The organism is uncultured Limnohabitans sp. (assembly GCF_937889215.1).
GTDB lineage: Bacteria > Pseudomonadota > Gammaproteobacteria > Burkholderiales > Burkholderiaceae_C > Limnohabitans_A.
The window spans coordinates 1-1834 of record NZ_CALBEX010000104.1 but is presented as its reverse complement, the minus strand read 5'-3'; the positions used below and the strand labels follow the sequence as shown (position 1 = coordinate 1834).

Annotated in this window: 1 pseudogene; it reads left to right on the top strand. The window is 63.7% G+C overall.

Going from position 1 to position 1834, the window contains the following annotated elements:
• Positions 1-1834: pseudogene (locus tag Q0341_RS02710) on the top strand (4Fe-4S dicluster domain-containing protein); the annotation flags it as partial.

Genomic DNA, 1834 nt, shown 5'->3' with positions numbered 1-1834 from the left:
AACACGCCACAGCCAAAATGGCTGCACTGCTGGCCGCTGCCCGTTTGCCCGAGCCCGAGCCGGTGGCCACTGTCACCTACAAAAGCGAAGGCCGTGTGCTGATAATTGGCGCTGTGGACGCTGCCGAACGTGCCGCCGGCTTTTTGTCGGACGCGATGCAGGTCACCATTTTTGCGCAAGGCGCCGGCAGCGCAGGAGGCAGCCAGGAGCGGCGTTTCCCTGTCGTGGCTGGACGCTTGCAAAGCCTGAGCGGCTGGCTGGGGGCATTCGAAGCGACATGGGACGCCAGCAACCCGATTGACCTGGACTTGTGCACCCGCTGCAACGCCTGCGTGGCGGCTTGCCCTGAGCAGGCCATTGGCCTCGATTACCAGGTGGACCTGTCGCGCTGCACCTCACACCGCGACTGCGTCAAGGTGTGCGAAGCCGCAGGTGCCATCGACTTCAGCCGCGATGCTCGCCCGCAAACCGAGCTCTTTGATGTGGTGCTGGACCTGCGCGACGACCAAGCTTCGCCCACTTTTACATCGCACGCCTTGCCCCAAGGCTATTTCCGTTGGGACGGGCAAGACCTGCAAACCCTGCTCAAAGTGCGCGAACTGGTGGGCGAATTTGAAAAGCCCCGCTTTTTTGCCTACAAACAAAAGCTGTGCGCGCACAGCCGCAACGAACAAGTTGGCTGCAGCGCTTGCATTGATATCTGCTCGGCCGAAGCCGTTCGCTCGGACAAAAGCCGCCAGCAAATCGTGGTCAACCCCAACCTGTGCGTGGGCTGCGGCGCGTGCACCACAGCTTGCCCGACCGGGGCCCTGACTTACGCCTACCCGCGCCCGGCAGAGCAGGGTGCCAAGATCCGCGCACTGCTGTCGGCCTACCAGACCGCAGGCGGGCGCGATGCTGCTCTGTTGCTGCACAGCCAGGAAAAAGGCCAGGCCCTGATCGACGAGCTGGGCCGGGGCGCGCAACTGGGCGTCATGCAGGGCGTGCCGGCCCGCGTAATGCCCGTAGCCTTGTGGCACACGGCCAGTGTGGGCATGGAGCTGTGGCTGTCGGCCGTGGCCTATGGCGCACGCCAGGTCATGGTGCTGCTCACCCACGAAGAAGCGCCGCAATACCGCGCCGCACTCATGGAGCAAATGGCCGTTGCCCAAAGTCTGCTCAATGGCTTGGGCTATTCCGGCGTGCATTTCCAGCTGATCGAAGCCAAAACCGCCACAGCATTAGACGGCGATTTGCAGCGCCTGTGTGCCCGCACCCTCAAGGCCAGCAACTTGCCCACAGGCCCAGCCACCAACGCCCGCCACGCGGTGCAGGCCGAAAAGCGCAGCAACCTGGAGCTGGTCATTGACCACTTGATGGCCCAGTCGCCCGTGATGGCCATGGATGAGGCCAGCCGACCCAAGGCGCTCGATTTGCCTGCCGCCGGATCGCCTTTGGGCAGCATCACAGTCGACGGCAGCAGGTGCACCTTGTGCATGAGCTGCGTGGGCGCTTGCCCCTCGTCGGCGCTGCAAGACAACCCGCTGCAGCCTGAGCTGAAGTTTGTTGAGAAAAATTGTGTGCAGTGTGGCTTGTGCGCCAAAACCTGCCCCGAGACCGCCATCACGCTGCAGCCGCGCCTGTCGCTGTTGGCCGAGCGGGCGCAGCCGCGTGTGGTGCACAGCAGCCCGCCTTATGCCTGTATCCGCTGCGCCAAACCCTTTGGTACCCTCAAGGCCATCGAAACCATGTTGGGGCGCCTGACGGGGGCACAGCATGTTCCAGGGCCCGGCCTTGGAGCGCCTGAAAATGTGCGGCGACTGCCGTGTCATCGACATGTTCACCGACGAAAACC